Source organism: Vibrio ruber DSM 16370 (genome assembly GCF_900163965.1).
Lineage (GTDB): Bacteria > Pseudomonadota > Gammaproteobacteria > Enterobacterales > Vibrionaceae > Vibrio > Vibrio ruber.
Genome location: NZ_FULE01000022.1, coordinates 20,981 through 34,846, shown reverse-complemented (window position 1 = coordinate 34,846; position 13,866 = coordinate 20,981). Strand labels below are relative to the sequence as shown.

The window sequence follows — 13,866 nt, the reverse complement described above, 5'->3', positions numbered from 1 at the left end:
TTGATGTTTATCCTTCATCAAAATTCAGGAAGAGTTGGCTATTTGTAACATAAAAAAATAAGAAGGATTATCCAATGATAAAAATGAGGAAAACCTTGCTTGTAACAGCAGTGATGAGCTGTATTGGTATCAGCAGTTATACATATGCTCATGCCCCGATTGATATGGGGGTTGTGAATGAAGAAAAACTGATTGAAATGCTGGTTCGCAAGGGAGTGGTTGACCGTCATGCATCTGACGAGGCGAAACACCGGGCACTCAAAGCATACTTGGCAAAAAAAATCGATCACGGTTTTAGCGGTGATACTCAGTTGGATAAGAAAGCGCTGCTTAACCGAGCCAAAGTGCTGAAAGCGATGAAAGCCGGTGTAGGGAATCAACAACGCAGTATTTTCGCACTGGATGTCAGCCAGAAACGGAATGATAAAATTCTCGCACTGTTAATTGATTTTCCTGATCTGCCGTGGGATGACAACCGGCTGACTCCGGAACTGACAGATATGTTCTATGCCAGCTATACGCCCGATCACTATCAGTCGCTATTGTTCTCTGATACCGGCTATGACGGCCCCAGCGGGCAGAATCTGATTTCAATGCGTCAATATTATCATCAGGAATCCGGTGATAGTTACGGCGTTTCCGGGAAAGTCATGGGTTGGTATCATGCTGAACATGAAGCCGCTTATTATGGCGGCCATACGCCATCGGGTGGCAATGATCTCAACCCGCAACAGCTGGTTCGCGAAGCACTCGACCAACTGGCCAAAGATCCCAATATTAATCTTGCTGATTATGATATTGAAGATCGCTATGACTACGACAATGATGGTGACTATCGAGAGCCCGACGGTGTAATTGATCATCTGATGGTCTTTCACTCATCAGTCGGAGAAGAAGCCGGTGGTGGTGTGCTTGGCGAGGATGCTATTTGGTCACACCGCCATAATCTGGGACAATTTTATGTCCTGAAAGGCACGCAGAGTAACGTACCGGGAAGATTCAACGGCCAGTATGCAGCCTATGACTATACCATGCAGCCAATCGACGCTGCTGCAGGGGTTTGTGCGCATGAATATGGGCACGATTTGGGATTACCCGATGAATACGACACCCAGTATACCGGTAAAGGTGAGCCTGTTTCTTACTGGTCAATTATGTCTTCGGGCAGTTGGGCAGGGAAGGTGCCGGGTACTGAACCAACCGCATTTTCAGCATGGTCGAAACAGTTCCTGCAAGATGCCGTCGGCGGTCAGTGGATCAACGCAACGGAAGTGACGCTGGATGAACTGTCACACCATGCCAAAGTGATTAAGCTGCGTCAGACAATTGATACTGAGCAACAAAACCTGGTCAAAATTCCTTTACCTCCGAAACAAGTTGAAGATCTGCCGCCGTATGAAGGCAGTTATGATTTTTATTCTGATAAAGGAGATAGCCTGAAGAATAAAATGCATCGCACTTTAACCGTACCGGATGCATCCAATGTGACGTTGAAATTTAAAGCCTGGTATCAAATCGAGAAAGATTATGATTTTGCGCGCGTTACGGTCAATGGTGAGTCGATTGCCGGGAATATCACGACGATGGACGATCCGCAAAACACTGGCTTGGTACCGGCGATCTCAGGTGAGTCAGATGGGTGGGTCGATGCGCAATTTGATCTGTCGAAGTGGGCCGGTCAGGACATTGATTTAGGATTTGAATACATCACCGACGGTGGTCTGGCAATGGCTGGCCTCTATCTGGATAATTTGCAACTTGAAGCGGATGGTGTGACGACACTGATTGATGATGCGGAAAGTACACCGACGTTCACTTTTGATGGATTCCGTCTCAATAATGGTTTCCACACTGCCGACCATTATTATCTGCTCCAGTGGCGTAGCCATGATGGTGTTGATGCCGGTTTAGGTCACTTACGACGCTTCAACGGTCTGATGTCATTCGAACCGGGTCTGCTGGTTTGGTATGTTGATGAATCATTAACCGATAACTGGGTTGGTAATCACCCCGGTCAAGGCTGGCTCGGTGTGGTTGACGCCGACCAAAATACTCTGGTGTGGGCGAACACCGCTCAAGCGGCACAAACGCGTTTTCAAGTCCGTGATGCAGCATTCTCATTGCAAGATCAGGCACCATTGCGTCTGGTCAACAATGATGGGGATGTATTGGAAGACAGTAGTCTGATTGCCAATGCGAATTTTGCCGATAATCAGGATTATAGCAATCCCGGTCAACCCGATGCCGGGCGGTTATTGACGGAGCTGGGATTACAAATTGATGTGTTAGAGCAAGGGGAGAATAATCAGTACGGTGTGATTAAGATCTCTCAAGCATCGACTCCCAATGCGGAGCCTCAGGCTGATTTTGAGTTCACCGTGAATGATCTGACCGTCTCAACTGTCAATCGTAGCCAAGATACTGATGGCAATATTGTCAGCTATTTGTGGGACTTTGGTGACGGTCAGACGAGTACCGCGGCTGCCCCGACATGGACGTATCAAAAGCAAGGTACGTATCAGGTTTCTCTCACGGTTACCGATGATCAGGGTGCAACGGATACGGTCAGTAAATGGGTTATCGCGCTTGAACCGAGTCAGGCACCGATTGCACGCATCTGGCATTTCAATTTCCTCCGCACGGTGATGATGTGGTCGACAAGTTGGGATGAAGACGGGCATATTGTTGATACCAAATGGACACTTCCCAATGGTGAAGAGAAGCATGGTTTGTCGCTGATCTACACATTCCCCAAACGGGGTCAGTATGATGTGCTACTGACGATTACGGACAACGATGGGAACGTCACAACCAAAACGATTAGCGTCAATCTATAAAGATTCGTTTATCGCGACAGATACGAGTTTTGACTCTGCAAAGTGCAACCCCTGGGTTGCACTTTTTACGTCACAGCCATTGGCCTCAAAGCAGATTGCGTCAAAGTGACACGGGATGCAATCATGTTGTAACACGTATATTTGTTGTGGTATGACCAGTTTTAGATTACGCTGATTTGTATCGAATGAATGGATTCATCCAGAGAATAGGGGAAGGACATGAACCTTTACTTCCGTTTTATATGGTTGTTGGTTTGGCGGATGCGTTTTTGCCGACGTCTTGGTTTGTTGGATAAATCTCGATTAGAATTTCGAGCCTGGCCCACGGATTGTGATATCAATTTACATCTGACCAATGCCCGTTATCCGGCATTGATGGACTTAGGCCGAACCTATCTGCTCGCTGAAATGAGATTGTTGAAACCGTTTCTGAAGCGTGGTTGGCTGCCAGTCGTCAATGCGTCTGAATTTACGTTTATACGGGCAATTAAACCGTTGCAAAAATTCTCTATTGAGAGCCGAATCCTCGGGTGGGATGATAAGTATTTTTATCTGGAACAGCGGTTTATCAGTGAATCCGGATTACATGCAATTGCGAATATCCGAGCCTTGTTTGTCTGTAAAGGTCATAAGGTAGAGACGACTGAATTACTCCGGGCGACTGACTTCGAGCTGCACCATACACCGGAGTTGCCACAAGATATTCAAAATTGGAAATCCTTGTTACAAATCAAGAAAGAGCAGAACGCGATCTGAAGAGAGCATCAATAATCCAGCAGTATATCAGTCATTGATACTCTTGGCTGTCCTCTCAAACGTTAAGTTGATCCGTTGGATCATTCCCTCAATCATCCGCAGTTGCACTTCGTTGACCCCTGCGGTTTGCAGAGCGGCCAGTAATTGTTCGGAAGCCGTCTGAAATTGTTCGCTATACCGGCCTTGGGCTGCCAGCCCGTAGGCTTCGGCCAAAACCGTCTGCCAATGTTGATATGAGGACGATTGTTGATTCAGCCCGAGCGTGTTTAGCATCCGGCCAAAGCGCAGGATAATGTGGCCGAGATTGAGTCCCGTCAGGACAATATCCGTTATCCTCTGACGCTCCGGTGTCGCTTCTCCGGCAACTGAACGGAGTAATCGATCGGTCATTCGGGCATTAAAGCGGGTTTCTTCATTGTCATGATGAGATGACAGTGACTTCAAATCGTTCACCGTGGTTTTTAAGACACCTTTTTGAATCAGTTTCAGGCTCGGGCCGGTAATAATTTGGAATAGCCAATATAACAGGTAACTGCCACTGATAATGCCCAGCCCGCTACTGATCGCAAAGTCAATTGAAAACGACAGGCTCATATCCGGGCCGGGGCGAGTTAAAATGGTAAAAGGGATGCAAAAGCCGAGTCCGTAAGGCAGGGTTGGACGGTTTGCCAGTGCCAACAGACCGAGAAAATAAGGCCCGGCCAGCACGAGCAATAGTAAAATATAATCGGTTGAACTCTGAGCAAGAATATTGAGCGCATAAAAAATGGCGACGCAAACCGCGACGATGGCACTGATCGTCAGCCGTTTCAGAACGATCGTGACAATGTTAAGCGGTAAACGAGCCATCATCATCGAAAATATCACTGGCAGAATCATCATCATGATCACCGCGGATGACCCGGTAAAAATCCACAGTGCCGAAGATATCGCGAAAACACTCACTGTTCTCACGGCGACGGAGATCCCAATCCACGGATCCCGGTGCGGGCGGAACTTTGGTGCGTGGAGGCGTGTGCCTTCGCGGTGGAAAATCGCCTGATAGGTGGTTAAGACCACGATTAAATCTGCGGCCATCTCCATGGCAACTTTCATCAAGCGTAATTCTATCGGGCTGGGGTGTTCCGTTGACTGCTTGAGTTCCAGCAGTTTTTGGCGCAGGTTTTTTGCAATTTGATAGCAGACTTGCCGGTCGGTTTCTGCTTTCATTTGGCAAACGGATTGACGGATATACTCGACAATACTGTTGAGAAACGGGCTGTCCAGCTCAGGGTGATAGCGTTTAACCCGGCCGAAAATCTGAATGACCGCCAGCAACGACATAATTTTGTTATTCAGCAGGGAGATTGCCCGGTACATACTGGGCCCTTGCGGACCTTCATACTGAACGGCACTGGTACTTTCATTGAGTTGTGCCAGCGTCTCTAAAATCGCATCAAGTGCCTGATGTCGTTCCTGATGTGTTTTGTTTTCATCCAGTTCATGAACCAGATAATGTAATGTTTGGTTGACTACAACACGCGAGAGATCGTGCAGGCTGTCTTTGATGTGGGTCGGCCAGAAGAACAGGCTGATCAGCGTAGCGCAAACCGAACCGACAATCAGCTCACTCATGCGAGCCTGAGCGACATCAAATACGGTATGGCTTGAGATGGCTGCTGTCGGTTGAGCCATGGTCAACACGACGATGAGGATCGGAGTGACCCCAGCCATGGTGTAGGCATAAATGGCATTGGGATTACGCACCATAGCAGAGAAATACGCCATCGTACCCAGCCAGAGTCCCAGTGCCGGTAATGCCAGTTCCGGGAATGGCATCAGCCAGTTCAGAATCAAAATGCCGATGCCGCCCCCGACCAGAGTGCCGCTGATTTGGCTGATCCCTTTTTCTATCACCAGCCCGCTTTCAGGTCTGATTTGCAGAAACACGGCCGACACCAGCGCCCAGTAAGGACGATCTAACTGACAGTACATCGCCACATACAATGACAGTGCCATTGCGATAATCCCTTTGGTGGCAAAAATCACTGCCGAACGCTGCGGGAAAAAAATGGCTTTGGCGAGGACTGATGCACTCACTTGGCCGGTTCCTGTATGTTGATTGAGGCAGTCATACCGGCACTGAGTTGTTGTTGATCGACTTGATCATCGAGCCGGATATTGACTGGAATCCGTTGCGCGAGTCGTACCCAGTTAAAGGTTTGTTGGATTTGCGGCAGCAACTGACTGTTGGTATTGGTGTTGCTGTTGGCAATCGCGCGACCAATGCTCAACACTGTTCCGGTCAGCGGTGGTTGTCCGTTCATCAATTGGATCGTGGCGTGCTGGCCGATCTGAATTTTGGCAATTTTCGTTTCTTCAAAATAACCGGTGATGTAAAAAGAATTCTTTTCGACCAATGCCAGCACGGAAGTCCCCTGACGAACGTAATTGCCGGAACGCAGGCTCAAATTAATCACTGTTCCGTCAAATGGTGCCGTGATCGTGGTTCTTGCAAGGTTGAGCTTCGCCTCGTCTAACTGAGCCTGAGCCAGTTGGTAATTGGCTTTGGCGATATCCATGTTGATGCGAGCGGTTTCCAGATCTTCACTACTGATTGAATCCTGACTCGGTAGATTTTTACGCCGCTCATATCGGTGTTTGGATAACTCCCAAGCCGCAAGACGATTTTTCAAGGTCGCGTTGGCTTGAGAGACGGCGATCTCGTAACGTTGCGGATCGATCCGGAACAACATTTGCCCTTGACGAACGACTTGGTTATCACTGACCGCCACATGTGTGACAAAACCGGAAACATCCGGTGAGATGGTAATAATATGGGCGTTGACTCTGGCATCTCTGGTCCACGGCGTCAGCATGTAATGATGCCAGAGCCAGTAACCGGAGCCGATTGCGATCAGAATCATGATGATGGTGGAAAATTTTTTCATCGCATTACGCTCCATAGAGAGTGATAGAAAGAGATAAAATACAGACAAACAGGCTGACTAACATCCATGCCGGTTTCCAGATTCTGGCATAGAGGCCTGTGCGAAACAGCACGATCCGGATGAGATAAGTGATCCCAATCGCGAGCGGGATGTAAACCACCAGCGGGCTGAAGAGCAGACCTAAAAACGGAATTTCGTGTAACACCTGTGCTCCCTTAATTTAAGCAGTCATGTACTGTATGACAGTCATATGATAAATGAGATCAGGACACTGTTTTGGATCCCCATGGGCAGGGATATGGCGTTTATATCACGCGGAAAAGGACAGCAGGGTTGCTGAAAACATCCTGATCAGAGGCTCGCGCCAATACTGTGCCGAAGTGGTTTGGGCTGTATCAGTTTATTCATGCTAGCGCATTCCTATTAACAAGAAAAGCATTAAAAACAGGTCGGTTTTATGGACTGAATCGGCTTGCCGATGGAGAAAATAATCAGACTTTCATGGCAAATTAGTTGTTGTGTAAACGTTTCCACTGTGTGGTTTTAATCACAGAAACAGAGATAGCTGAGCTGTTAGACTCACATTTTATGCGGGACAGGCGTCTGACCCGCCGAGCGAGTGCTGAGAAAGTGCTGAGAAAGTGCAGTATATCGTTTGGTGCACCGCCGTCATCCCGAATGATGATTCAGTTTCTCCTGTTTGTTTTGCATCTATGCATGAAGAGTAAGTGACAATGACAAATCAATTATTTGACCCGAGTGCTCATCCCCACCGTCGTTATAACCCGCTGACCGGGCAATGGGTATTGGTTTCGCCACACCGGGCTAAGCGTCCATGGAGCGGGCTCAACGAACCGCCTGCTCACAGTGACGTCCCCCCTTATGATCAATCTTGCTTTTTGTGTCCGGGCAACACGCGGGTCTCGGGAGAGGCGAACCCTGATTATGCGGGCACGTATGTGTTTGAGAACGACTTTGCCGCGTTAATGCCCGATTCTCCTTCAGCACCTGAAAGCGACAATCCGTTGTTGCAAGTTCAGGGCGTGCAGGGATTAAGCCGGGTGATATGTTTCTCTCCCGATCATAGCAAAACGTTACCGGAGCTTACGCCGCAACAGATCCGTCAGGTGATTGATACATGGAATACACAAATCGAAGCGCTGGGACAGTCATATGTCTGGGTTCAGGCCTTTGAAAACAAAGGTGAGCTGATGGGTTGTTCCCAACCTCATCCCCATGGTCAGATTTGGGCCAACAGCTTTCTGCCGAATGAAATTGAGCGTAAAGATCAACAGCTGAAAGCGTATTTTGAGCAACACGGCTCCAATTTACTGGTCGATTATGTTCAGACCGAGTTGAATGATGGTTCCCGAACTGTGGTTGAAACCCAACACTGGCTGGCGGTGGTGCCTTTCTGGGCAGTGTGGCCCTACGAAACGCTTTTGCTGCCGAAAACGCATGTGCGTCGCATGAACGAACTGACCGATGAACAGCGGGATGATCTGGCGCTGGCCATCAAAAAACTAACCAGTCGATATGACAATCTGTTCCAGTGTTCTTTCCCTTACTCAATGGGATGGCACTATGCCCCGTTCTTTGAGGAAGGCACTGATATTGACCACTGGCAGTTGCATGCGTTGTTTTATCCACCGTTACTGCGCAGTGCTTCGATCCGTAAGTTTATGGTGGGCTATGAAATGCTGGCTGAAACGCAACGAGACCTGACCGCCGAACAAGCTGCACAGTATCTGCGTGATGTCAGTGATATTCATTATAAAGAACAATAAAGAGAAACAAGATGTCGAATCCAACTCAAACTGTAACAACATCATTCTCCGAAATTTTCGGATATCAGCCAAGCCATCTGATTCAGGCGCCCGGCCGTGTCAATCTGATTGGTGAACATACCGATTACAACGATGGGTTTGTTTTGCCCTGTGCGATTAACTATCAGACCGTGGTGGCAGCCGCCAAACGTCAGGATTCTCGTATTCGGGTCATCGCTTGTGATTACCAGAATGCGGTCGATGAATTTGATTTGAATGCACCGATCGAATTTCAGGCCGATACCATGTGGGCGAATTATATCCGTGGCGTTGTAAAATGCTTAATTGAGCGCGGTTATTCACTGTGTGGTCTGGATATGACGGTCAGTGGCAATGTTCCCCAAGGGGCGGGGCTGAGTTCTTCCGCTGCGCTGGAAGTGGCGATTGGACAAACATTTAAAGTGTTACTGAACCTTGATATTAGCCAGCAAGAGATTGCACTGAATGCACAACAGGCAGAAAATGAGTTTGTCGGCTGCAACTGTGGGATTATGGATCAATTAATCTCATCGGCAGGACATGCGCATCACGCATTGTTGATTGATTGCCGGGATTTAACGACTCAGGCGGTGCCGATGCCTGAAGAGATGGTCGTCATGATCGTCAATTCGAATAAGCAGCGTGGGTTGGTTGACAGTGAATATAATACCCGTCGTGAGCAGTGTGAAGCGGCTGCGCGTCAGTTTGGCGTCAAAGCGCTGCGGGATGTAACGCTGGAACAGCTTAATGCCCGATTCAGTGAGCTGGATGAAGTGGTTGCCCGCCGAGCCCGGCATGTGATTACTGAGAATGACCGGACTTGCAAAGCGGCCCGGGCACTTGCCGCCGGTGATATCCACACAGTTGCGCAACTGATGGCACAATCCCATATATCAATGCGGGATGATTTTGAAATAACAGTACCAGAAATCGATATACTGGTTGATTTGATAAAAACGGAGATCGGGGAACAGGGTGGTGTACGAATGACGGGCGGTGGTTTCGGTGGATGTGTGGTTGCACTGGTGCCTCCGGCATTCGTGGAAAGAGTCCGGACAGCCGTTGAGAGGCAGTATCAAGCCGCGACTGGTTTGCAAGCATCTATCTATGTCTGCCAAGCGACACAAGGGGCAGGCCTGATTTCCGAATCATGAGGGAATAATCATGCAACAACTATTTGCCGAACAAGCTTCGGCAGAGAATCAAGCGCAATGGAAAGACTCGATTGTTTTGCAGAACTCGCGAGGAATGCGGGTTGAACTAACCCCGATGGGAGCCACTTGGCTCAGCTGTCAGCTGCCAGTCAGTCAGAGTGACATGCGGGAAGTCTTGCTGGGGGTTGATTCTGAACAGACGTTACTGACTCAGACAAGCTATCTGGGAATGACGATCGGGCCTTACGCCAACCGGATTGCCAATGCCAGTTTTACCCTTGACGGCAAGCAATATGTGCTTGATGCCAATGAAAATGGCAATTGCCTGCATAGTGGCAAACAGGCGTTCCATAACCGTCGCTGGGATGTCGCTGAACAGACAGAAAATCAAGTCCGGTTTTCTACCACGTCTCCGGATGGTGAGATGGGGTTCCCCGGTGATTTAGCGGTTTCGGTGACGTATACCGTGACAGAGTCCGATCAGGTATTGATTGAATATCATGCCACGACGAACCAGCCCACCCCTGTGAGTCTGACCAATCACGCATATTTTAACCTGCATGGTGCAGATCAGGTGGATTCTTGTCTCGATCATTCGCTTTGGCTTGATGCCGATGAGTTTTTGCCGATTAGTGATACCGGGATTCCGCTCGGTGAATTACAGGATGTCACCGGCTCCGGGTTTGATTTTCGCCGGAACAAACCTGTACGCACTGATTTAATGCAAGATCAACAACAAATGACTGCACAAGGTTACGACCATGCCTATTTATTCCGGGCTGAACGTGACGTGTCACGTCCTGTGGCCTCATTAACCAGTGTTGATGAGCGGATTCGGATGCATGTCGTCACAACGATGCCCGCGATTCAGCTATACACGGGTAATTGGTTGGCAGGCACTCCGGGACGTGGTGATCATATCTACTCGCAATATGCCGGTATTGCTTTAGAAACACAGTTCTTGCCCGATTCACCTAACCATTCTGAATGGCAGCAGCCAAGCTGTATTCTCAAGCCGGGTGAGACCTACCATCATATGACTTGTTATCAGTTTGAGTTTTAAAACATCCCCAGTCTGATCGGGGAAGCTGATCATGAGATAGCCTGATAAAAAGATCTCTTATCATAGAGATCTTTTTTAAATTCAAAAAGCTAGAATTAAAATTATGATATGACTTTCGGTATTTGTATTAAGATTTCCTGTTAACTGGTATGTGACACAAATTGCTTACAGTTTATTTCGTACCTTCGGTTTGGTTGAATATGATATGCCATTATATTTTTATCACCACTCTGGATAACATCGAGTCGACTGTACTATGCTAAATATTATATTAAGTTGTAAGAAATAAATGGCTCGTTAGAAGAATCCATACAACTGAATGATGTATATAAATATTTGGACTATTTTATGAGAAAGTGTATCTCAAGTACGGCTGTTTTTATATTATTCTTAATGAGTGGTGTGAAGTTGTATGCAGCAGAAAAAATATTGCTCACGACTCAAATCTGGCCACCTTATCAGGTATACCACGATCATCTTTTAGAAGGCACCGCGGTGACGGTGGTTAAAAACATACTTGAAAAAATGGATGTTCCCTATGAGATTAAGGTTTATCCGTGGGAAAGAGCACAGGTGATGGTGCAAGCTGGTGCCGCACAAGGATTTTTCCTTGCCTCTAAAAACAGCAAACGTGATGCCTATGCCACATTTTCAGAAGCGATTTTCCCGCAAAAATGGAATTGGTATCTGCTGCGGAATAACCCACTCAATCCTAATGATGAATCATTCAAAGAGAATGCGTGTATATTGGTGAGATTCGGTTCAAATATGCAGCATTGGCTTCATGCCAACCATTATAAAGCTGTTGGGAGTTTTAAGAACACAGATGCATTAATCAAAGCCCTTTTAGCCAAGCGTTGTGATGCAATGCTTGCAAATGAATTAGCCATCAATAATTATTTGCAGAAAGAAAGCTTGCCACCAGAAATATTTAAAATTTATCCAAATATGAATAAACCACTTGGGGTTTATTGGTCGAATAAATATTTAGCTGAAAATCCTGAATTTTTGGAAAGATTTAACCGTTTCGTTAAGCAATATAAAGCAGCAGAAGATTTCTAACGGACTTTAAGTATTCACGATAACCGTTAGCGTGATGCTGAACACATTGGTTTGATTATTTGATAATATACCGAACCGTTTGGATCCGGTATATTGTCGGTGATTCAGAGCATTAAATCGTACTATTTCTTTCGCTGACAATATCACTCATATACTCAACAAACTCAACTTCAAATCCTGCCGGGTCAATAAAGTAGATATTTTTCCGATGCGGGTGGGGCGCCCCGTCTTTTGCGATTTCAAATCCGGCATCAGTCAGACGAGTGATGACCGCATCAAGATTATTGGTGACATAAGCAAAATGAGCTAACCCAACCTGATGACCGGTCAAATCTCGGTTTTCGCCTTCGCCATTGTCACTGAGTGCCAGATATTGATAATCGTCGCCAAAGTGGAGCCATGTCCGGGACTTACCGTACCAGTCCGATACGCCCTGATCTCTGATATGCCAGTGGGGAAAAACAGTCTGATAGAACTTCAGCATGGCAGGAATATCTTCTTTTCGGACCACCAGATTGACGTGCTCTAAATGAATCATCATGAACTCCTTATGTTATTTTGAGAAATGATTGCCGGATATACGACTCAACTTGGCATTAACATGTCTCATTACTCATTATTGCTAATTCATGAGAGAATATAAAACCTCAAGTTAACTTGAGGTAAAGTGTTTTTTAATCTTTTGGGTTAACGGAATGCAATTTTTGAGATGGAGCACGTGTTCAGTCGCTTTTGATGGATAAGAATAATATGATTGAGTCCGACGTATGGTTCTGTGATGATGGCTTAGTTTGGTTTCGACAGCTGTCCGAGCTTCAATGTATACGTCTATGCCAGCAAATATAAATAAACTGAGGAGTACTTTAAGATGGAATTTCCTATCCATGGCGCCTGCCAGTGTGGTCAGGTGACTTATGAATTATTAGCGGCACCACAAAGAGTGGTTGCTTGTCATTGTCAAGAGTGTCAAAAACTGTCCGGTGCGCCTTTTAGTGTCACTGCGTTGGTCTCTGCTGAAAATATTCGGTTCTCCGGGAAATGAAACAATGGTCGCGGATTGCTGAAAGTGGCAATACCAACATTGCTAAATTCTGTCCCGATTGCGGGGTTCGAATTTATCATATCAATCCGGCACAACCGGATGCGATTAAGTTGAAACTGAAACCAACAGGATTAGCCGATGACAGTTTGTTTGCACCGTCACACCATCTGTGGGTCAGTGAAAAGCTGAGCTGGGATACAATTCCGGAAGGTATGTCAACCGCCGAAAAGCAATCTTGAGTCAATTGAGATTGTAGCGCCAAAGATGATCCTGATTTCTATCGAAGAGCACCTATGAAAGGCAGCCTGTTTTGGCTGCCTTTGTGATTGAATAAGACAGTGCCTCAAAATAGAAATGTTGTTGAAATCAGCCCGGTTCAGTCTATGGTGATTCACTGATAGCTGTCGGGTCTGACTTGGCCTTGCCCATCGCTCCGGCTGCGAATCAATCGCGAGACATCCGAAGGACGACTTTTCCGGATACTTTCAGTGCATCCTCCCCGACAACCAGTGGTGAACCTTTAAAATCAATCGCCAGTTTTTGTTCGGGGAGTCGCTGAATATCATTGATGGAGTACAGACCGTCGAAATCGATGAGATAACAGCCCGACACAGCTTGTTGCGACTCTTGATCGACAATGTAAGTATGGCTGTCCTCGCGAATCGCAATCACGTTGGTGATAGACAATTCATCTAACAAAAACTGCTCTAGTGTCAGTGTCCCACTCTGGGTTAATTTGCCATTTTTCAACCAAAAGAGATCAATATCGATCAGCTTTTTGACTTCTTGGTTTTCTCCCTGATAGGTATGGGTTGCCGCATTCGGGTAAGGGGTTCCTTCACCCAGTAACAGCCATTTTAGAGAAACTCCTTTATGCAAATGAGACCGGATAGCCAGATCAAAAGGGCAACTTTTGCGCTGATGCCAAGTGGTAATGGTTGAATAAGACATCTCAGTATTCTTTGCCAGAGCCCGTATGCTCTTGAGATCTAAGACTTCTCGAATTCTATCGGTGACTTTTTTACCAACCTGATAGTCAATTGGGGGTAATAAAACTTGTTTTTTATTCATATGCGATCAATAATTAACTCAATTGAGCATAAATGCAGAAGGGCAAGCCTGCTATTCATGCTGAACAAACAGTGCGAATCAGAATACCATTGATTATTGGAGGGACGTAGTATCGAGTTAAATTTATTTCATATGCAAATATATTC

At 46.7% G+C, this 13,866-nt stretch carries 11 protein-coding genes and 1 pseudogene; 7 read left to right on the top strand and 5 right to left on the bottom strand.

Translation table 11 applies throughout. From position 1 onward, the window contains the following. Window positions 1–74: 74 nt before the first annotated feature. Together VR7878_RS07985 and VR7878_RS07980 are read left to right on the top strand one after the other, a co-directional pair. On the top strand, window positions 75–2,837 hold the full coding sequence (locus VR7878_RS07985) for an immune inhibitor A domain-containing protein (RefSeq protein ID WP_077335034.1): 2,763 nt from the start codon (window positions 75–77) through the stop codon (window positions 2,835–2,837). A gap of 219 nt (window positions 2,838–3,056) precedes the next feature. Next, window positions 3,057–3,593: a thioesterase family protein gene (locus VR7878_RS07980; protein WP_077335032.1), complete on the top strand. Its 537-nt coding sequence runs from the start codon at window positions 3,057–3,059 to the stop codon at window positions 3,591–3,593. Between the two features lie 27 nt (window positions 3,594–3,620). Here VR7878_RS07980 and VR7878_RS07975 read toward each other — a convergent pair whose 3' ends face one another. The 3 genes from VR7878_RS07975 to VR7878_RS07965 are packed head-to-tail and all read right to left on the bottom strand — an operon-like array spanning window position 3,621 to window position 6,728. Continuing rightward, entirely contained in the window at window positions 3,621–5,672 is a 2,052-nt protein-coding gene (locus tag VR7878_RS07975; protein WP_235862861.1) for an FUSC family protein, read from the bottom strand. Continuing rightward, window positions 5,669–6,523, bottom strand: a complete 855-nt coding sequence (locus tag VR7878_RS07970; RefSeq protein ID WP_077335030.1) for an efflux RND transporter periplasmic adaptor subunit — start codon at window positions 6,521–6,523, stop codon at window positions 5,669–5,671. The genes VR7878_RS07975 and VR7878_RS07970 overlap by 4 nt, the downstream gene beginning before the upstream one ends. Before the next feature lie 4 nt (window positions 6,524–6,527). Next, entirely contained in the window at window positions 6,528–6,728 is a 201-nt protein-coding gene (locus VR7878_RS07965; RefSeq protein WP_077335028.1) for a DUF1656 domain-containing protein, read from the bottom strand. A gap of 529 nt (window positions 6,729–7,257) precedes the next feature. On the opposite strand from VR7878_RS07965, the gene VR7878_RS07960 reads away from it, so the two are divergent. The 4 genes from VR7878_RS07960 (at window position 7,258) to VR7878_RS07945 (ending at window position 11,607) form a co-directional block, all read left to right on the top strand. Then, on the top strand, window positions 7,258–8,310 hold the full coding sequence (locus VR7878_RS07960) for a UDP-glucose--hexose-1-phosphate uridylyltransferase (RefSeq protein ID WP_077335026.1): 1,053 nt from the start codon (window positions 7,258–7,260) through the stop codon (window positions 8,308–8,310). Between the two features lie 11 nt (window positions 8,311–8,321). Further along, window positions 8,322–9,482, top strand: coding sequence for a galactokinase (galK, locus tag VR7878_RS07955; protein ID WP_077335024.1), 1,161 nt, complete (start codon window positions 8,322–8,324; stop codon window positions 9,480–9,482). 10 nt (window positions 9,483–9,492) lie between these two features. After that, window positions 9,493–10,545, top strand: a complete 1,053-nt coding sequence (galM, locus tag VR7878_RS07950; RefSeq protein WP_139344053.1) for a galactose-1-epimerase — start codon at window positions 9,493–9,495, stop codon at window positions 10,543–10,545. A gap of 348 nt (window positions 10,546–10,893) precedes the next feature. After that, complete coding sequence (locus VR7878_RS07945; protein ID WP_077335020.1) at window positions 10,894–11,607, top strand: substrate-binding periplasmic protein; 714 nt, start codon at window positions 10,894–10,896, stop codon at window positions 11,605–11,607. A 112-nt stretch (window positions 11,608–11,719) separates the two neighbouring features. Here the strand turns inward: VR7878_RS07945 and VR7878_RS07940 are convergent, their stop codons facing one another. Beyond that, window positions 11,720–12,145, bottom strand: coding sequence for a VOC family protein (locus VR7878_RS07940; RefSeq protein WP_077335018.1), 426 nt, complete (start codon window positions 12,143–12,145; stop codon window positions 11,720–11,722). Between the two features lie 330 nt (window positions 12,146–12,475). Here VR7878_RS07940 and VR7878_RS07935 point away from each other — a divergent pair. Beyond that, window positions 12,476–12,888 (top strand): annotated as a pseudogene (locus VR7878_RS07935) (GFA family protein). Between the two features lie 205 nt (window positions 12,889–13,093). Here VR7878_RS07935 and VR7878_RS07930 read toward each other — a convergent pair. Further along, window positions 13,094–13,720: a helix-turn-helix domain-containing protein gene (locus VR7878_RS07930; RefSeq protein ID WP_077335016.1), complete on the bottom strand. Its 627-nt coding sequence runs from the start codon at window positions 13,718–13,720 to the stop codon at window positions 13,094–13,096. Window positions 13,721–13,866: the final 146 nt, after the last annotated feature.

What these genes read in the sequence shown, in the direction of transcription:
- VR7878_RS07985 (WP_077335034.1), top strand. Translation starts at nt 75, where the DNA reads ATGATAAAAATGAGGAAAACCTTGCTTGTAACAGCAGTGATGAGCTGT.
- VR7878_RS07980 (WP_077335032.1), top strand. Translation starts at nt 3,057, where the DNA reads ATGAACCTTTACTTCCGTTTTATATGGTTGTTGGTTTGGCGGATGCGT.
- VR7878_RS07970 (WP_077335030.1), bottom strand. Translation starts at nt 6,523, where the DNA reads ATGAAAAAATTTTCCACCATCATCATGATTCTGATCGCAATCGGCTCC.
- VR7878_RS07960 (WP_077335026.1), top strand. Translation starts at nt 7,258, where the DNA reads ATGACAAATCAATTATTTGACCCGAGTGCTCATCCCCACCGTCGTTAT.
- galK (WP_077335024.1), top strand. Translation starts at nt 8,322, where the DNA reads ATGTCGAATCCAACTCAAACTGTAACAACATCATTCTCCGAAATTTTC.
- galM (WP_139344053.1), top strand. Translation starts at nt 9,493, where the DNA reads ATGCAACAACTATTTGCCGAACAAGCTTCGGCAGAGAATCAAGCGCAA.
- VR7878_RS07945 (WP_077335020.1), top strand. Translation starts at nt 10,894, where the DNA reads ATGAGAAAGTGTATCTCAAGTACGGCTGTTTTTATATTATTCTTAATG.
- VR7878_RS07940 (WP_077335018.1), bottom strand. Translation starts at nt 12,145, where the DNA reads ATGATTCATTTAGAGCACGTCAATCTGGTGGTCCGAAAAGAAGATATT.
- VR7878_RS07930 (WP_077335016.1), bottom strand. Translation starts at nt 13,720, where the DNA reads ATGAATAAAAAACAAGTTTTATTACCCCCAATTGACTATCAGGTTGGT.